Source organism: Enterococcus sp. AMC1623 (genome assembly GCF_058216495.1).
Window position 1 is genome coordinate 1,162,664 of the sequence record NZ_CM177096.1, and the last position, 18,313, is coordinate 1,180,976.

Below are 18,313 nucleotides of genomic sequence, written 5' to 3' on the forward strand. Positions count from 1 at the left end.
AAAGAATGTTCCTTAAAAATTGTAACAAACAGTTAGTTTATTACGACTGAATTATTTCACTAATTTATGTTTAAAGGCATAAATAGCCGCTTGTGTACGATCTTCTACTTCAAGCTTAGATAAAATATTAGAGACATGGGTTTTAACTGTTTTTAAGGTAATAAATAATTCATCAGCAATTTCCTGATTGCTTTTTCCTTGAGAAATCAACATCAATACTTCTCGTTCGCGATTTGTCAAATCTTCATGTAACTGAATTGTTTTATTCGTCATACGATTAACCATTTTAGTGGTCACTTCCGGTTCTAAAACACGTTCACCACGTTGTGTAGCGCGAATTGCATCAGCTATCTCATGAGCTGTTGATGTTTTCAACATATAGCCAGCAGCACCTGCTTCAATTGCAGGATAGACTTTTTCATCATCAATAAAGCTAGTCACAATAATAATTTTTGCTTCAGGCCAATCTTTCAAAATGGCTTTCGTCGCTTCGATACCATCCATTTCTTCCATTACTAAATCCATCAATATAACATCAGGACGTAAATCTAAAGCTTTTTCGTATCCTATTATTCCATTTTCAGCTTCCCCAACAACTTCAATATCATCTTGGATTAATAAATAAGAAGATACCCCTAAACGTACCATCTCATGATCATCTACCAACAATACTCGTATCATTTACTAATAACCTCCTTCAACAACGGAATCTTAATTTCTATGCTTGTGCCTTGATTTTTAAAACTAATAATTTTTAATGTGCCACCAATACCCGTAATTCGTTCGCGAATATTCATTAAACCATAGCTTCCAGCTTTTTGTTGTTGTTTCTCAGGATCAAAACCAACACCATCATCAATCACTCGTAATAAAATATTTTGATCGATTAAATTAAGATAAACCTCTAATTCTTCAGCTTTAGCATGACGTAATGTATTAGAAAGTAACTCTTGTACTACACGGAACAGTTGATCTTCAATGCTACTTGGTATCACTAAATCTTCAATGTCCCACTTTAAAGAAATTTTGATTTTTGTTTGTAATTCTCTTAACAATTGTTCAATACCTTGTTTTAAACTCTTGCCTTCTAAAGTAACTGGTCTAAGATGTAACAATAAAGCACGCATCTCAGATTGGGAAGCATTTATAATATCTGAAACCATTGCTAATTGCTTTCTTTGAGCTTCGGGTGCGTCCGTTTTGATTGCTTGTTCATTTAACGCTGACATCATCATCATTGCCGCAAACAATTGCTGAGAAACCGAATCATGTAATTCTCTCGCTAAACGATGACGTTCATTTTCTAAAATTTCTTCTTTGGTTTGTCCATCCACAACTTGTGGGCGTGCATTTAAAATTTGTAGTTCGCTGGACATTTCTTTTAGCTTTTCTTTGATTTGATGAATATCATTATCCATATTGAATAATTCTTTATTTGAAGCAGATAATGGCATGTTTTCATTTAGCGTTTTACTTTCTAAATTACCATTTGCTAGCAAACGCATTTTTTCTTCGATTGGTGCTAATAGTCTTTTTTGTGTAAATGATAAAAGAACAAAAATCGAGATTCCTGAAACAATTGCAATTGCTAATAAATAAAAAATCATTGGAATAAATAAAACTTTTACTTGAAATAATTGCAACCACCAGTTTTTTTGACCAGTGGCAAAAAGATAGGTAAATAAAACAAAAACTAAAATAAGAAAAGTCGCAATACCACTGTAGAGTGCAAGCATGCTTCGTGAGGTTTTAGCTATCATACACGAATCACCTCTAAATCTCCCACTAAGGTGTTAGATACGATTTTCAAACGTCGCGGACTTGTACTATAATCACTGCTTACTACTGTTAGCACTTCGTTACGTAATTCAGTTTCTTTTGATTCAAACACAACGGAGCCAGCAAAAGCTGCGTGTTCTAATTGCACACCAATCCCTGTTGGAATTAAAATACGTGTTCGACCAAAGCCTTTTCGTACTAATACAATATTATCATTTTTTGGCAAAATTGTATTGCCTAAATCAATGATTGTATCTCCAGATAAAATACTAATATTAATATCGTCCCACTCATAAACTTGACTGCCAATCCGTTCATTACCAAACCATTGTTGCTTTTTCTTTTTTCCGTCATGCTTTTGTGGTTCATCAGTTTCTACCATAATAATTTGTTTTTTGCGCCAAAATGAATGCTTTGAAAAATCAATACCTGAAATTTCTACTCCTTTTAAGCCAATAAAAAGAATAGCAAAGACAATCATCAACCATAGTGCTGGACTATTTAATAAACTCACTAGAATCATCAAACAACCTACGATTAATTGAAAATTCTTTGTGCGTAAGTGTTTTTTACGTTTTATAGCTAAATAAACATTTAGCATACCTATCCCTAATAAAATTAATAATGGGGTATTATTAATAATTTGCCACACAGCAAGTAAAAACAATAAGGCTTCTACGACAAAAAAGAATCGCCATGGACTATTCATAGAATTCCCTCCTCTACTCCAATTTCTCTGCTTATCATACTCGTTTTTAGCACAAACTTCATCCGTCGTGAGGCTGAAAGATAACAAATAAATAGGAATAAACCCTTATGGTCTATTCCTATTGTAGATTTTACTTATTTTACGTCAACAATTTTTACTAACATATCTCCACCTGGAGTTGAGATTGTTACTTCATCATTAATCTTTTTACCAATTAACGCTTGAGCAATTGGTGAGTCATTCGAAATTTTACCAGAGAATGGATCTGCTTCAGCGCTACCTACAATGGTATATTCTTCTTCATCTTCATCTGGTAATTCTTTAAATACCACTGTTTTACCGATTGAAACTTCATCTTGATCCACACCATCATTGTCAATAATTTGTGCAAAACGAATCATTGTCTCCAATGTGGTAATACGACCTTCTACAAATGCTTGTTCATCTTTTGCAGATTCGTATTCAGAGTTCTCAGACAAATCTCCGAAACTACGAGCAACTTTAATTCGCTCAATAATCTCCCCACGTTTAACAGTTTTTAACTCTTCCAACTCTTGCTCTAGCTTTTCTTTGCCTTCTATCGTCATTGGATATACTTTTTCTACCATAATAAAATCTCCTTTTACATCTCATCATTTCGCATCTCTAGAATAAACCTAGGTGTAATAAAATGGTAATCTTTTGTATAGAATCCACAAAAGATTACCACGCTTTTCAATAATTGTAAACTACTTTCTGTGAGAAAATGTTTTTAATCGGTTTTATTTGTTTTATTCACATATTCATCAACTAATTTATTATGTTCTTCTAAAGTTTCAGCATAATAAACTTTCCCAGTTTCTAAATCTGCTACAAAATAATAATTATTATTTGGTGTCGGCTCTAATACAGCTTTAATCGCTTGTTCGCTTGGGTTATCAAATGGTCCTGGTCCATAACCAGTATTTTTATATAGGTTATATGGCGAATCGACCTCTAAATCTTCGTAAAGAACCATCTCTTTATGAACACCCAACGCGTATAAAATCGAAATATCTGACTGTAATGGCATGCCTGTTGCTAGACGGTTGAAGAATACTTGGGCAATCTTCTTACGATCTTCTTCAGTAACCCCTTCTTTTTCCACTAGTGAAGCAATCGTCAGTACTTCATGGACATTCAAATCAGCTTCTTCAATTTGTTCATAATATCCCGCCAATACATTATTAGTTGCTGAAACCATTTCAGTCACTAAAGTCTCAAGAGAAGTTCCTTTATAGTAATCGTAAGTCGCTGGGAACAGATACCCTTCTAAACGGTAACGAACGCCTTCAGATTTGCTAGCATCCGTTAATAAATCTGGAAATTGTTCAAGCAATTCATCGAAAAATTTTTCATCTTTCATTAAAGCAAGAAAATCTTTCTTCTTCAATTCTGTATGTTTTTCAATTACGTCCCCAATCTGATCAACATCGTAACCTTCAGGAATAGTTAAACGCGCATCTGCTTGATCAGCTGCTAGTCCACCACCTTGTAATAATTCGCCAATTTCATCTAATGTCATATCTGGTGATACTTGATATTTACCAGCTTGGAAACCAGTTAAATTATTAAATTTTGTATAGTAGTTAAATACCATACCACTTTTAATAACTTTTTCATCTTCTAAAATCTGACCAATCATTTTGTTAGTTGACCCACTTGGAATATCTACCACAATTTTTTCCGAATTATCCGGATCTAAAGGTTTGATACTAGATGCTACATATCGATAAGTAGAAAAACCAAACACCCCACCAACAATTAATAATGCTAGTACGACAATAGCTACAATTCGTGTAACTATCTTGTCTTCTTTTCGATGTTGAGATTTTCTTGAATTATCTTCTTTTTGCTCCACTGCATCTACCTTCTTTCCATCCGGATTTGAAGAATAAAATGATTCTTCCGCTCTATTGTTTTTATCATCTTTTCCAAGGAATTTTGATTCATTCGAGTGTTGTTCTCGCTTCAAAACAACGCCTCCTCACTTTCTGTTTCTAACTTGTATCATTATACACGAAATTGAAAAGAAGGGGAATGATTTTGAAAAATGATTTACATTATAGTGTAATTTTTTAATTGTTTCTAAATAAACTTTCCCAAACTTTCACTGATTTCATCTCTTTTTCCTTAAAATCAAAAGCCACAGACTTACTGCCTTCTGTCAGATATTTCTGCATTCCTTTTAGTAAACCTTCAGTTGAATTCTCTACGACAATCGCTTTTTCTCTATCACCTAAAACATCTAACGTTTCTGGAATATTAGTCATAATAACTGGAGTTTTTACAGCTAAAGCTTCAAAAACTACCATTCCTAGTCCCTCATATCTACTACTGAAAACAAAGACATTCGCTTTTTTCACTAAATTATATGGTTGAACCAGATTTTCTAAAAGATATATTTGTGTTTTTACAGAGCTATTATTGATTTGTTCATTTATTGTCTCTTTTTCAGGACCATATGAGCAAATTAATACTAAACGTGTGTGAGGATTATTGAGCTGTTCAAAAGCTGAAATCAACCGATCATAGCCTTTTTGTTTTGAAAATCGACCGACACTTACAAAAACAGTGATGTCTGAATTATTGAAATCCTGCAACAATTCGTCAGGAATTGTTTGATCCAATGGTTTTTGCGCTATTTTCTGTACAGACTCTGGATTAATCAATACTTCCATTACCATTGTATGAGCAGTTGGAACTAACGACAAAATCTTTTTCTCAATCGGTCGAGAGACACATACAACATGGTCGGCCTGTTTATATGCTTCAAAAATAATTTTCGGCTTTAAGTTTGGATTAATTTTAAATTCTTTTTCCATATCCGTATGAACAAAAATATTGGTCTTAACACCTAATTCTCTCAGCGCCCATACCCATACAGCATACGAACGATCATATCCCGGATAATGAATAAAATGTGTCACTTGTAAATTAGGGAAAGTACGTTCAAAATCTCTTCGATACATACCAGCAACACTTTCTTTATTCGCTGGTAATTGCTGCATATATAACGAGGTATTCAGCATTTCAGTCAATGTGCACTGAACTTTTCCTGTTTGAATAAAAGTGTACATCTCTTTTGGTAAATTTCGTATTTTATATTCTAATTCAGGTGGAATCATTCCCTCTTGCCAAATTAAAATATAGTTACGTAAGGATAAATCTACTCTATCTAAAGTATTTAACAATGAAGAGGTTATTCCATTATCATTTAATTGATATGCATAAATCAAAACATTTTCTCGTCCATTCCAATTTGAATAGGCATAGATAGATGAATGTAATTTACTTTGTAATAGATAGTCCAAAATAATTTTTGTACCTTCTTTTTCATCTAAATATGTGTATTCTTGATGAATCATTGTGTAATCTATTTTAGATGAATTTACAAGGACGTGTGCTAATTTTTCTGAAGACTCTACTTTTACAAACGGTAATTCATCCAAAGAAAGGTACATCCCACGTTCTTGTAGATACTCTTTTTCATCGAATGTCCATAAAATAACTGGACGATTTGTTACCGCAAAATCAAACATAATTGAAGAATAATCGGTAATCAACTGCTCTACTGTTTGCAGAAATTCATATAATTCTTCCGTTTCAGGATAAGCTTTAATATGACGATAATTTTGTTCTGAAAAATTTAATAACGAAGATTCATAAGGATGCAATTTAACATATACTTCTATGTCTTCGGATAGTAATTGATCTAGTTTTTCAAGTTCTCTTAGCATTTGCTGTGAGACAGATATTTTCGAAACATCTTTTCCTCGCCAAGTGGGCATGTAAAGATAGCGTCCTTTAACAACACGATTTTCAAATAATGAGCTATTTCGTGGTGATGGCGCAACAATAATTTGGTTATTAACAATATCTTTAATCCCAAAATCCGCTATTAGCTTTTCTTTGGTAAACTTATTGCTAACAAAAATTTTATCTGCCGCTGCTAAGTTTCTCTGAACATTTCCATATCCTTGCACTTGTGTAGATTTACCTAGATATTTTAAAGGTGTGCCATGCCAAAAAATAAAGTATTTTTGTTCTGGTCTCTTATGAAAAAATTCCCAAAAAGAAGTATCATTTATCAAATATTCACAAGTTGCGAGCAAACGTAAATATTCAACGCTCATATGCTCTACAATTTTCCCTGTAAAGCATTTTGGAGATATTTTATCTTTTCTTAAAACCAAATATATTTCATGTTCTGGATAATCAATCATTAATTGTTTTGCTAAATAATAAATATGGCCTGATATCTCACGACCATGAGTGCTTTCTAATAGAATAGTTTTTTTTAAAATGGGTTTTTCCCGATTTCGTAAATAACATAATTCGTTTGGAGATATAATATTTTTTTTTATTTTATTTAACATTGTTATTTTCTCCTTCAAAAAAAGAGTAGAATCTTACGTAGATTATACCCTTTTTTTGCTATTTATTTCTAGTTTACTATTTTATGCCATACTTTTAATGATTCTGCTTCTTGTGTGTCAAAATCATATGAAGGAAGTATTGGAGTGTGTGACATATAATTTTTCCAACCATCAATGATACCTTCAAGTGAATCTTCTACAATCATAGCAGCAGGATATTTTTCAGAACTTCCTCTTATTATTCCCTCTGTTGTAGCAGGAATATCTACTGTGATTACGTCAGTTCCTACTGCAAGGGCTTCAAATACAACTAATCCTAATCCTTCATATAAGCTAGTGAATACAAATGCGTCTGATAATCTTAGTAATGAATATGGATTATCCATACCACCTAATATAGTAATACATTCTTTTATTCCAGAATTTCGTACTTTTTTAATGGTTTGATTTTTCAATGGTCCATGTGGTGCTACAATTATTAAACGAGTATTCGGATAATCTTTATTTATTTCTACAAAAGAATCAATCAAACGATCATGACCTTTTTGAATATCAAATCTTCCAATATTAATAAAGACTTTAATATCAGGATTTAGCAAATCATCCATTAAGCGTAACTTACTAACACCATAAAGATATCCTAGTTCATTATAATTAATTTTCACTTCTGAAGATTTGTCTATAAATTCTTCAAAAGGCTTATTTATTCCTCGATTTAGTTCACCAAAATGTTTTTCTACATGTGGAAAAAGTCCTTGAGTACTTAATTTATGTTTTCTAATAGTTGGTAAGAATTTATTGGCAACTTTAATATTAGTTTTTTTAAGCTCATTAAACTCACCCATAATTCCATCCATAAGATTTTCTGCATATCCATATTGTAGAGGGACATTTAAAAGAGAAGTAAAAATACTTTCTTTACTTTGAGTACGAATATCTTGATAACCCAAAAAATTATCTAACACAATAATGTTATTTAAATTGGGATAATTTTCTAATAAACGAGACTTCAATTCTTTATTTACAATAATTAATTGATCTGCTAATTCATATGTGCGTTTTAATGTTTTCATACTAATATTTCGTTTAGCTTCATATTCTTCAAACATATCTGTATGATAAAAAATTGACGTTTTAATTTTAGATTCAGATAAAGCGCTCAACATTGCTGCTAATGACCTTTCAAAACCAGTGTAATGAATAAATTGATTAATTTCTAATCCATTAAACATGCGACGAAAATCACGTCGATACATTTTAAAAATAATTTTTTCAATTAAATTTTTTCCAATGCCTCGTCCAAACCATTCTTTATTGAGGTATAAATAAGTAAGAATACCTTCAATAAAATTATATTGAGCAATACCTGCACTTAATACATACGGAATCCCCAACTCTTGTAATTTGTATTTATGTTCTTTTTTAACTGCTCTATCTTTAACGTATAATATATAATTTTTTTCAGATAGATCAATAGAATTTAACGTATTAAAGAAAGCACGACTAATTCCGTTATCCCATAAACCTCCAGCAAAAAATACAATATTTTCTTTTTTATTTCTCAACTCATGTTCAGTGATATTTTCAGTTTTTACATTTCTGAAAATATAATCTAATAATTGTTTGGTCCCATCAATATTATCAACAGCTACGAATTTTTCTTTAAACTTAGCTAAATCTTTAAAATTTTGGATTGTAGGATGAATCATTTCTCGACATAATGCTTCTTTAGTTACTACCTGTATAAAAGGATAGTCATCTATGTCCTCATACAATCCTCGTGATTTATAATAGTCTTCTTTATCATAAGTATAAAGAATAACTTGTCTATCCGTGCAAGAAAAATCATACATAATTGAACTATAATCTGTTATCAGTGTATCAATAGCTGTTAAAAATTCATAAGTTTCAACTTCATCCGGATATTCTACAATACTTTTGAATTCAGATAAATCTACTGTTAATTTTTCTACATCAAATGGATGTAATTTCACAAATAAAAGAGCATTTTGTGGCAAATGTTCATCAAGATATGACAATGTTTCTTCTATGATTGCTGTTGAAGTACCTGTATCTCGATATGTAGGCATATACAAATATACTTTTTTTTCAGAAATATTTAAACTATTTCTGATTTCTTCGCGTTTTTCATCATTAAACAAAATGCTGTTTCTAGGAGATGGACCAACAATAACTTTCGTACTGCTTATGTTTTTTAAATTATATCCATTAACCATTTTTTCTTTTGTATAATCATTACTTAGTACAAATAAATCTGAACTTAAAAAATTCTTTTGCACATTTCCAAAACCATCTAATGCCATATCTTTTCCTAAACACTTTAAAGGTGTTCCATGCCAAATATTAATATATGTTTGCTCAGGACGTTTATTAAAAAAGTCCCAAAATGTTGTATCATTTATCAAATATTCCGATGTTGCTAAAGAGAACATATACTCTTTAGATAAATATTCTACAACTTTTACAGAGCTAAGTTCATGTTTTTGGAATAGTTTTTCAAAATTTTCTTTTTTTTCAGATTTGATTCCAACAATAATTTTCATTTCTGGAAATCTATTTTGCAACTCTTTTGTCATGTAAAAAACATGTCCACTAAAATCTCTCCCATGTGTAGATTCGATAAGAATTGTATTTTTTTCAATAGGTTTTTTCAAAAATCTCAAATATTGAAATTCATATTTCCTATTTAATTTTCTTTTCAAAACCTTCTTCACTCTAGGTGTAATTATGTTTACCACAAGTTCCACTCCTCAAATGTGACTAAATTTCTTTATTTTTTTTTCCAAATTTCCACCATAAACTTTTAACAACAAATATAGGTAACTGAAAAATTCGTCCAATTCTTTTTGGATTACTCAATGAACGATACAACCATTCTAAATGATAGTCAATAAAAAATTGAGGCGCCCTCTTAACATGTCCACTTAACACATCAAAACTTCCTCCTACATCTTGAAAAATAGATGCTTTTACTTGATTAACATTTTTACTTAACCATTGCTCTTGTTTAGGGAATCCTAAACCAACAAATACAAAGTCCGAACGTGCAATATTCATTTTATTAATTACTTGTTCTTCTGTCAAAGTGGTATAACCATCAATTCCTCCCACAATATTTAGATTAGGATATTTTGTTTGGATATTTTTCATTGCATCTTGCAAAACATCTGGTTTGGCTCCATAAAAAAAGACACGGTGTTGGTGTTGATTGGCATATTCTAAAAATTTCACCATCACTTCAAATCCTGCTACACGTTCTTTAATTTTACCACCAGTCATTTTTGAAACCATCACGATTCCAATCCCATCTGGAATACGGTGCGTACTTTCTTCTATAAATTTGATAATTTCTGGATACTTTTGTCCTTCCACTATAATTTGAGGATTGACACTAGTCACAGTCATTTTTTTTGTTGTTTTAATATAATGAGGTATGTCATTCAAAATATCAATATATGTCACTTGATCAACAGATATTCCCATTATCTTTTCGGTTTGCATATTTTTTTTCCACCCATTCTATTAACTGATTTGTAGCATTTCCAGTAACATATTCGTTCCACAATTGATTGAATGAATCTAAATTTTGATATGTTTCATTTTGAATTTCTTTTATTAATTCAGATTCAGTTCTAACAATTTTTCCAGGTGCCCAATCCATAAAATCATTCTCAATGCCTACTTCTTTTTGATACTCTGATAAATCATAACAAAAGAAAATTATTTTACCGATGGGATTAGCCAAAGAATACTCAAAAGGTATTGAAGAATAGTCTGTAATTAAACAATCTACAGAAGGTAATATTTCTTGTAAACTCATTCCTTTAAAGTCTGTAATAATATTTGCTTCATGAGACAACCTTTGTTTTAATAATTCATCGTGAGGATGAGCTTTAACAAATAATAGCCATTCTGAACCAAGCAAATGACTTAGCTTTGAAAAATCCAATGGAATATCTGATTTTTTTTCTCTATATGTCGGTGCATACAACGCTATTTTTTTTGAAGTTTGAAAATGTTCTCTAACATTTTTTTTAGAATCTTTTATGCATTCTGTTTTAAAATAATAATCCGTGGGTAAATATCCAAATGGTAATTGTACGATTTTTTGACGATAATTATTTTTGAAAATTTGAGCCATTTTTTCCGAACTAACCACATAATGTGTAAATTTTTTATATACTTCTAAATAGCGTTTTTGATCTTTTAATGAAGCTTTTTTTGCGTAGTTAGCATTCAGTCCAAATAATTTTATTGCACCATTTGCATGCCATAATTGGACAACTACAGTTTCTTCAAAAAAATTCATACCAGCTAAAAAAGCATAATAATTATCGCAAAGTACTACGCAACTTCCTTTGACAAGAGGGACAATTTTTGTTAATAGAGTAGGAAAATGATTAATAGCATAAATAGCACAACCTTTATTTTGGTATTTTTTTGCTACTTTAGTGCCATTTTCAGTATAGCAAATAACCAAATCTTCTTTAAATTTCTCATATAGACTATCTAAAATAGATTGACTAGTGGAAGGAAAACTTAATAAAAATACAATTTTATGATGTTTATTTTTAGTATGATTACTAATTTTTTTCACAAGATTTATATAAATTTCTTTCCCTATAGAAGCAGCAAAATCCATCCAATATCCTCCTATTATATATAATCATTGTCTATTCTAACTGAAAGCTTATCAAAAAGACAATCTATCGTCTAGTTTTATTAATAATATTTCTTATTCTTCTAAAAAAATAATGCATAGAGAAACAATCCTCTTGCATTATTTTTGTCTAATTATTTTGAACTTATACTATATCCAAATACAAGAATACTAAACAGAATCCAGGATACCATGGATACTAATAACATATATTTAAATATAAATGAAGAGTCATAACTTATTTTTAAAACATTTTCTCCTTTTTTTGGAGTAAGAACCAAAGCACCTATATTATTAGTATTGATGTCTTTCTTATCTAACAGTTTACCATTTAATTGAAGAACTGTTCGATGATATACAATAACAGGGACTACTTGAGTAGCTTGAGAATTCGCTTGCCATCTATATACAAGTTTATTTTTTTCTACTGATTTTTTCAGTTTTGAATTTAATGGATTATCAATTATTGCTTCCTTATATTCTTTAAATGAATGGAAATCAGGACTGGTAACAAATTTCTTATCTTTTAAAGGAACATAATCAGATGTAGGTTTCACTAGTAATTTAAACGGTTCATCTAGATTGGTTCCTTCCTTAAAAGAATTTCTTAATAGTTCTGCATCATCTTTAAGTGCAATCGTAGTACGATCTCTAAAAAAAACATCATCCGACTGCCACAAAGCAAGTCGATTGTTTGCTGATTTAAAATGATAGATTCCACCACATATTGTTAAAAAAATTAGAAGCATATATATCGAAATCTTTTTTATTTTATAATTTTTTTCTTTAAGTAGCAATTCTAAAGACAAACCCAATCCAAATATAATCAAAATTACCGCAGGTTCCAAAAAACGAGTTGGAAACTGAATTATCGTGATAACTGGGAATTTTTCAATAATTTCATTCCAAGGAAATATCTTAGTTGATGCAAAAAACAATGTGAATCCTAAGATAGTTACCGTACGATTTAATAAATTATTTTTTATAAATAATGTAAAGAATGCTTGTAAAATAAATAATGATGAAACAAGAAGAGAAATATGTGTAGGAAAATCAGATAAAACTACTCGTAAACTAGTTGCGTTAAAATCATAATTAAGACGTGGTGGTAATATAATATTTTCCAAATTCGTTTCAAGGAGTGGATACCACACATTTGCTGTCATTGCAATTGTTAAAACTGCAGCCGCACTCACCCATTCAATTAACTGAAATCTATTTTTAGTGACAAACATTCCAATAATAAAAAATATCATTAATAAAAATACCAAAAAAACACTTGTTAATACATGTATTTGTATAGAAAGAGTCACAACGAAAGCCAATAAAAAACAATTCTGCCATTTATTATCACTCCCCCAAAATTTGATTGCCACTAATAGTCCTAGAGGTAAAAGTACACATGCCCATGACTTCAAAGTTTGGTTGAATGTCCACCCTTGTACAGCATTCAATGTAGTATAAATGATAGATAAAAAAATACTTACTGACATACGTATTTTGTTTTGTTTCAGCAAAACAAACATACTTATAGCAGATAAAAATGTGATAATAAAATTAGTCGTTAATTGATATTTAAACCAAGAACCACATAATAATAATAACAATCCATTTGCATATGCAAACATTGGGCCGTATAAAGCATTTACAATGCTTCCAGATTGCGAAAAACCGTACATCGAAATAAAATATTGAAAGTTCCCCTCTTTTATTTGTTGTCCTGCATCATAAAATCGATTGTAATGAAATATCCAATCATATCCTAAATATAAATTTTTATTTTGTATCTGAACTAATTGTAAACATACCGATACCATAGCTAAGATAAAAATTGCTCCAAAATTTTTATTTGTTACTATCTTAGAAATTCTTCCCATACTAATATTTTTCCTCCAACTAAAAATTAAGTAATCTATCAAAAACAAAACTCTACTTGTTCAATCCAATAAATTCTGGTAATCACAATTATTTACTATTGAAACTAAGAACCTATGCTTAATTCTCTTTCGTGACTCTCAATATCTTTTATTTTCTTTTAATCAAGGAATTAATTTTGCACCAGATTCATTGATATAGCCGATCCAATGGCCGTTGGTTTCGTATAAACTTAAATAGCGTGCGCCATTAAAATGATCATAGTAGCCTTTTGCTAGTGCTGTTTTTCCTTTATACTTCGATGAATGCGAGCGTTTGCCCCAATTAAAGTTTTGCCAGATATCGTAGTTCGGAGATTGAATGGTCACATATTTATTGTAGGCATGGTATTTTCCACCTCCACCATTGTCGGACAGTTTGGTTCCAGAAGCATTGATGTAGCCTACCCATTTTCCTGCCTGGTCGTATAGGCTTAAGTAGCGAGAGCCGTTGAAATGGTCGTAATAACCGCGTGCTTGTAAAACTTTACCTGTATACTTGGATGAATGCGAGCGTTTGTCCCAATTAAAGTTTTGCCAGATATCGTAGTTCGGAGATTGAATGGTCACATATTTATTGTAGGCATGGTATTTTCCACCTCCACCATTGTCGGACAGTTTGGTTCCAGAAGCATTGATGTAGCCTACCCATTTTCCTGCCTGGTCGTATAGGCTTAAGTAGCGAGAGCCGTTGAAATGGTCGTAATAACCGCGTGCTTGTAAGACTTTACCTGTATACTTGGATGAATGCGAGCGTTTGTCCCAATTAAAGTTTTGCCAGATATCGTAGTTCAGAGATTGAATGGTCATGTATTTACCATAACTATGATAAGAACCTTGTCGATTATTAGTTCCCTCTATATCGTTAGCTTTCACATATCCTAACAAGACTCCTCTGTTATTTTCTAGCAAATAATACGTATCTTGCTTTAAGTCTTGTAATTCTGAGTTGATTTTTAATACTTGATTTAATAAGTTTTGCGTATCTCCTATAGAAACAGCAACTTGATTGTCAATTTTCCAAAGAGGTGCATTTTTTGTAATAGACGCATATTTAAAATCTCGTGGTATTTTTATTTTTTCACTTTCATCTGTTGGTTTGCTCATAAAATTTTTAACATAGTCAGAAGAAATATCAAAAACACCTGGAACATTTGGAAATGTTAATTGTGACGACCATTGCCATGCGCCATATTCTGTATATTTTTGAGTTGTATCAAGTACATAAGGATATGCTGCAACCCATATTTTTTCATATCCTAAAGTTGCAGGATTAATCTTTCCATTTGTAATCCAGTGAAGCCCTACATAATGAGTTACCTTTACAAATCCTAATTCATTTAATCTTTTTTCAAATTCTAAAGAATTCTGTGTGTGATTATTTCCTTCTGCAATTTTAGGTTCTTCAATATCATTTACCATTAACGTATCTTTAGGCAAGGATAAAGAATTTGCCATGGATGCAAAATAATCAGCTTCTTTTCTTGCTTGCTCAGTTGTTTTGAACCAACTGTAATGATAAACAGAAACTTTCATACCTGCATCTAAAGCATTCTTTATTTGATTTTTGGCATATGGATTTTGATAACTAGTTGCTTCTGTTAATTTGATAACAACACCATTAACTCCATAAGATTTCATTATCTTATAATTTTCTACACTAATATCTCCATTATGTGAAGAAACATCAATAAAACTTTTCTCTGGCACATTTAAATTCGTTGCACTAACTTGAGGTATATTTATTTTTGCACTAAATGTTTGAATATTAGATAAATCAGAGCGTTCACTTGGAAGCATATAATCTGTAGCAACATTATATTCACTCGTTTCAGTAGTTGAATCAATTATTTCCTCGCTAATTACAGCTGAACTTTCTACTGAGCTTTTTTCTAATTCAGAGGACTCCGTTTCTTGAAGTTCACCTTGTTCTGATAAATTACTTCTAGATGTTTCCTCTTCAAGGTCACTACTTGAAAAAATATTTTCTTCCGTTATATTATTTGATACCGTTTCTTCAATTGATGTATTTAATTTTGTAGATTCAGCTGTCACGCTCGTATCTTCAACACCAGATACAATTGATATTGGTTGTCCCATTACTATAATACTAATACCGATAAATACTATCTTCTTTTTCATTTTTCCATCCTAACTTTTGAATTCTCATTTATTTAAACGATCTCTATAAATCCAAAATAGCATGCTCTTTATAAAATTACAATAATTCTTATTATAAATAAATAATCGATTAAATTTAATTTATTTGTAAAAAAAGAACTATTTACATAAATATGATATATTAGAATTGAGAATATTTTTATAGGGGGAGAAAACAATGAAAAAGAACTATTTATTTTTTAGTATGAGTTTGATGGTAGCGCTCTTTTCTATGAACACCAATATGTTAGCCGATGAAACGAGTACTACTGAGCAAGGAAATTTAACTACAGAAATTAATGAATCTACAGAATTTGTGGACTCTATCGAAAGTTCCACTACCACAAGTGAAGTATTAACCACTGAAGATTCTATCGTAGAATCAATTATTTCAGAGGATTCTACTTCATCTGAAACAGAGTCTGACACATTATTTAAAAATAATATACCCTCATATACTGTTGAAAATATTCAACAGCAAGGCTTCATAAAAAACAATTCTGCGGAGTACTGGAACACATTAGACGAGTTAATAGAAGCCAAAACACAAAATGATACCCAACAAAAAACAGTTCCATTACCCGATCTCACTCACTCGATTTATCAAATAACTGAAAAAATTGTATTTAGTGATCAAACCGCTTATTACAAATTAAACGATGAGAATGAAGAAACAATTGCATATATTTCGGAAATAGCTATAAAATTTGTTAATGCTCCCCAATCTGTTGAGCAATATTTTACTTTAATCTCAAAAGAAACGATTATTTATCAAGATATCAATTTAACAACTCAGATAAATACAACTAATCTATTAAATAAAACTTTTTTTGTTAAAGATCGTGTCACTTCTTGGAATGAAAAACACTACCTTGTAATTTTTGATAACCAAAATAATAAAATTGGTTATTTAGAAGAAGCTAATCATGTACTAATAGACTCTCCTTTGGGAACTCCACAGCCTATTAACACTTATGTCACTGTAAGTAATCCTGATAAAATAGTGTATCCAGATACAGGATTAAAATTAGCTAGATCCCAAAATAGTTTATTACATGCTAGATTCCAAGCAAAAAATCTTTATCACCATTTCGATGGAAAACAATATGTTTCTCTTGAGAATAATGAAAATATTACGATTGGATATATTGACAAAACCTATACCAAAAATGCTGATACTCCACAAGGTGAATATCAAGCATATAATAAATATGTCACCATTCAATCTGCAAATTATGATATCTGGCAAAATTTTAATTGGGATAAACGTTCGCATTCTTCTAACTACCAAGGACAATTGCTACAAGCACGCGGTTATTACGACCATTCCAATGGAACACGTTATTTAAGTTTATATGATAAAGCGGGCAAATGGATAGGCTATATGGATGCTTCTGGAGCCAAGCTATCCGACAATGGTGGGGGCGGAAAATACCATGCCTACAATAAATATGTGACCATTCAATCTCCGAACTACGATATCTGGCAAAACTTTAATTGGGACAAACGCTCGCATTCATCCAAGTATACAGGTAAAGTCTTACAAGCACGCGGTTATTACGACCATTTCAACGGCTCTCGCTACTTAAGCCTATACGACCAGGTAGGAAAATGGGTAGGCTACATCAATGCTTCTGGAACCAAACTGTCCGACAATGGTGGAGGTGGAAAATACCATGCCTACAATAAATATGTGACCATTCAATCTCCGAACTACGATATCTGGCAAAACTTTAATTGGGACAAACGCACACATTCATCCAAGTATACAGGTAAAGTTTTACAAGCACGCGGTTATTATGAGCATTTCAACGGCTCTCGCTACTTAAGCCTGTATGACCAGGCAGGAAAATGGGTAGGCTACATCAATGCTTCTGGAACCAAACTGTCCGACAATGGTGGAGGTGGAAAATACCATGCCTACAATAAATATGTGACCATTCAATCTCCGAACTACGATATCTGGCAAAACTTTAATTGGGACAAACGCACACATTCATCCAAGTATAAAGGAAAAACAGTACTAGCAAAAGGTTACTATGATCATTTTAATGGCACACGCTATTTAAGTTTATACGAAACCAACGGCCATTGGATCGGCTATATCAATGAAACTGGCACTAGTTTAACTAAAGGTGCTGGTTCTTACCTAGGAATCAATCGTAGCAATATCTTAAATGAACTAAATAATAACAGTTCTATGTATCTCAATACTCCTTTTAGAGGCTCATTAGCTATTCCAGCTAGTGTCATGAGTCCAATTGGTAATCCTAATCAATACGGACCAGGATTTAACTGTACAGGTTTTATTGCTACTGCGTTACGAAATAGTGGTGCAAATATCAATAAAGTTGCGAACGCCACTAGTGGCATTGGTGGTGTAGCAAATGCGTATAACTGGCGTGATGCTTTAACTGCTAATACTGATTATTATACGTTCTACTCTGTCGATGCTTTATTGCAAAGCGGCAAAGCGAAAAAAGGGGATTTAATTTATTTTGAAGCAGACTTTACTAAACCAAATTATGATTGTCATATTGGCTTTTTCTGGGGAGATACGCCTTCACAAAATCGCTTTTGGCATTCAACATTAGCTGCTGGTGGTAATAAAATCACTCATATTTTCTCAGGGACACCTTTTTCAAAGATTTTATTAATACCAATGGACTAGTTT

12 protein-coding genes are annotated in these 18,313 nt (G+C 31.5%); 1 reads left to right on the forward strand and 11 read right to left on the reverse strand.

Annotated elements, in window-relative coordinates:
• Window positions 1–51: 51 nt before the first annotated feature.
• The 11 genes from AC4BC7_RS05765 to AC4BC7_RS05815 all read right to left on the reverse strand — a co-directional run bounded on the left by AC4BC7_RS05765 (window position 52) and on the right by AC4BC7_RS05815 (window position 15,621).
• Window positions 52–681 carry a response regulator transcription factor gene (locus AC4BC7_RS05765; RefSeq protein WP_490504105.1) on the reverse strand — a complete coding sequence of 210 codons (630 nt, stop codon included), beginning with the start codon at window positions 679–681 and terminating at the stop codon, window positions 52–54.
• On the reverse strand, window positions 678–1,760 hold the full coding sequence (locus tag AC4BC7_RS05770; RefSeq protein WP_490504107.1) for a sensor histidine kinase: 1,083 nt from the start codon (window positions 1,758–1,760) through the stop codon (window positions 678–680). The genes AC4BC7_RS05765 and AC4BC7_RS05770 overlap by 4 nt, the downstream gene beginning before the upstream one ends.
• Window positions 1,757–2,488 (reverse strand): cell wall-active antibiotics response protein LiaF, encoded by a 732-nt coding sequence (gene liaF / locus AC4BC7_RS05775; protein WP_207940928.1) that lies wholly within the window; start codon window positions 2,486–2,488, stop codon window positions 1,757–1,759. The genes AC4BC7_RS05770 and liaF overlap by 4 nt, the downstream gene beginning before the upstream one ends.
• Window positions 2,489–2,622: 134 nt before the next feature.
• On the reverse strand, window positions 2,623–3,096 hold the full coding sequence (greA, locus tag AC4BC7_RS05780; RefSeq protein WP_207940929.1) for a transcription elongation factor GreA: 474 nt from the start codon (window positions 3,094–3,096) through the stop codon (window positions 2,623–2,625).
• A gap of 143 nt (window positions 3,097–3,239) precedes the next feature.
• Window positions 3,240–4,481, reverse strand: a complete 1,242-nt coding sequence (gene mltG / locus AC4BC7_RS05785) for an endolytic transglycosylase MltG (RefSeq protein WP_207940930.1) — start codon at window positions 4,479–4,481, stop codon at window positions 3,240–3,242.
• Between the two features lie 103 nt (window positions 4,482–4,584).
• A complete protein-coding gene (locus tag AC4BC7_RS05790) occupies window positions 4,585–6,885 on the reverse strand; it encodes a CDP-glycerol glycerophosphotransferase family protein (RefSeq protein ID WP_490504108.1) in 2,301 nt (766 codons plus the stop codon).
• A 68-nt stretch (window positions 6,886–6,953) separates the two neighbouring features.
• On the reverse strand, window positions 6,954–9,644 hold the full coding sequence (locus AC4BC7_RS05795; RefSeq protein ID WP_490504109.1) for a CDP-glycerol glycerophosphotransferase family protein: 2,691 nt from the start codon (window positions 9,642–9,644) through the stop codon (window positions 6,954–6,956).
• A 22-nt stretch (window positions 9,645–9,666) separates the two neighbouring features.
• Entirely contained in the window at window positions 9,667–10,407 is a 741-nt protein-coding gene (locus tag AC4BC7_RS05800) for a WecB/TagA/CpsF family glycosyltransferase (RefSeq protein ID WP_490504110.1), read from the reverse strand.
• The gene (locus tag AC4BC7_RS05805) at window positions 10,373–11,548 is read right to left on the reverse strand and encodes a CDP-glycerol glycerophosphotransferase family protein (protein WP_490504111.1); all 1,176 of its coding nucleotides are present in this window, start codon (window positions 11,546–11,548) and stop codon (window positions 10,373–10,375) included. The genes AC4BC7_RS05800 and AC4BC7_RS05805 overlap by 35 nt, the downstream gene beginning before the upstream one ends.
• A 152-nt stretch (window positions 11,549–11,700) precedes the next feature.
• Window positions 11,701–13,443 carry a hypothetical protein gene (locus AC4BC7_RS05810; RefSeq protein ID WP_490504112.1) on the reverse strand — a complete coding sequence of 581 codons (1,743 nt, stop codon included), beginning with the start codon at window positions 13,441–13,443 and terminating at the stop codon, window positions 11,701–11,703.
• 162 nt (window positions 13,444–13,605) lie between these two features.
• A complete protein-coding gene (locus AC4BC7_RS05815; protein ID WP_490504113.1) occupies window positions 13,606–15,621 on the reverse strand; it encodes a GH25 family lysozyme in 2,016 nt (671 codons plus the stop codon).
• Window positions 15,622–15,817: 196 nt separating this feature from the next.
• Between AC4BC7_RS05815 and AC4BC7_RS05820 the strand changes: the two genes are divergently transcribed.
• Complete coding sequence (locus tag AC4BC7_RS05820; RefSeq protein WP_490504114.1) at window positions 15,818–18,310, forward strand: hypothetical protein; 2,493 nt, start codon at window positions 15,818–15,820, stop codon at window positions 18,308–18,310.
• Window positions 18,311–18,313: the final 3 nt, after the last annotated feature.

Bases quoted from the DNA above. Each gene is read 5' to 3' on its own strand.
- AC4BC7_RS05765 (WP_490504105.1), bottom strand. From the start codon at position 681: ATGATACGAGTATTGTTGGTAGATGATCATGAGATGGTACGTTTAGGG.
- AC4BC7_RS05770 (WP_490504107.1), bottom strand. From the start codon at position 1,760: ATGATAGCTAAAACCTCACGAAGCATGCTTGCACTCTACAGTGGTATT.
- liaF (WP_207940928.1), bottom strand. From the start codon at position 2,488: ATGAATAGTCCATGGCGATTCTTTTTTGTCGTAGAAGCCTTATTGTTT.
- greA (WP_207940929.1), bottom strand. From the start codon at position 3,096: ATGGTAGAAAAAGTATATCCAATGACGATAGAAGGCAAAGAAAAGCTA.
- AC4BC7_RS05790 (WP_490504108.1), bottom strand. From the start codon at position 6,885: ATGTTAAATAAAATAAAAAAAAATATTATATCTCCAAACGAATTATGT.
- AC4BC7_RS05800 (WP_490504110.1), bottom strand. From the start codon at position 10,407: ATGCAAACCGAAAAGATAATGGGAATATCTGTTGATCAAGTGACATAT.
- AC4BC7_RS05805 (WP_490504111.1), bottom strand. From the start codon at position 11,548: ATGGATTTTGCTGCTTCTATAGGGAAAGAAATTTATATAAATCTTGTG.
- AC4BC7_RS05810 (WP_490504112.1), bottom strand. From the start codon at position 13,443: ATGGGAAGAATTTCTAAGATAGTAACAAATAAAAATTTTGGAGCAATT.
- AC4BC7_RS05815 (WP_490504113.1), bottom strand. From the start codon at position 15,621: ATGAAAAAGAAGATAGTATTTATCGGTATTAGTATTATAGTAATGGGA.
- AC4BC7_RS05820 (WP_490504114.1), top strand. From the start codon at position 15,818: ATGAAAAAGAACTATTTATTTTTTAGTATGAGTTTGATGGTAGCGCTC.